The sequence below is a fragment of the Streptomyces violascens genome (assembly GCF_014649955.1).
Classification (GTDB): Bacteria; Actinomycetota; Actinomycetes; order Streptomycetales; family Streptomycetaceae; genus Streptomyces; species Streptomyces violascens.
Genome location: NZ_BMUA01000091.1, coordinates 1 through 526, shown reverse-complemented (window position 1 = coordinate 526; position 526 = coordinate 1). Strand labels below are relative to the sequence as shown.

At 67.5% G+C, this 526-nt stretch carries 1 pseudogene; it reads left to right on the top strand.

The annotated features are described in order from the left end of the window. Positions 1 to 526: pseudogene (locus tag IE206_RS42235) on the top strand (hypothetical protein); the annotation flags it as partial.

The window sequence follows — 526 nt, the reverse complement described above, 5'->3', positions numbered from 1 at the left end:
CACCGGCAGCGACTTCACCGGCTTCGGCCAGCCGTTCACCATCGACGGCTCCGTCGGCGGACGGCGCATCACCCCCGGCACCCGCCTCACCTCCGGGCAGTCCGTCACCTCCAACTCGGCCAAGCTGACCATGCAGGCCGACGGCAACCTCACCATCGCCTCCAACGCGAACAAGGTCCTCTGGTCGACCAACACGAGCGGAAACCCGGGCGCCACCGCACTCATCCAGAGCGACGGCAACATCACCGTCAACAAGCCGGGCGACGACTCCACGTCCCTGTGGAGCACCAACCAGGCCACCAACGGCAAGCCCGAACACCTCGCCGACGGCTTCGCCCTGCTCCAGGACCGCGGCAACCTCGTCGTCTACAACGCCAAGGGCCAGGCCCTGTGGTCCAGCGGAACCGCCGTCCGACACGACTACAACGGTGACGGCCGCAGTGACGTCGCCGACTGGTACAACTACGCCGACGGCCACGACGCCATCCACACCCTGCTCACCAACTCGGACGGCACGTTCAAGGCC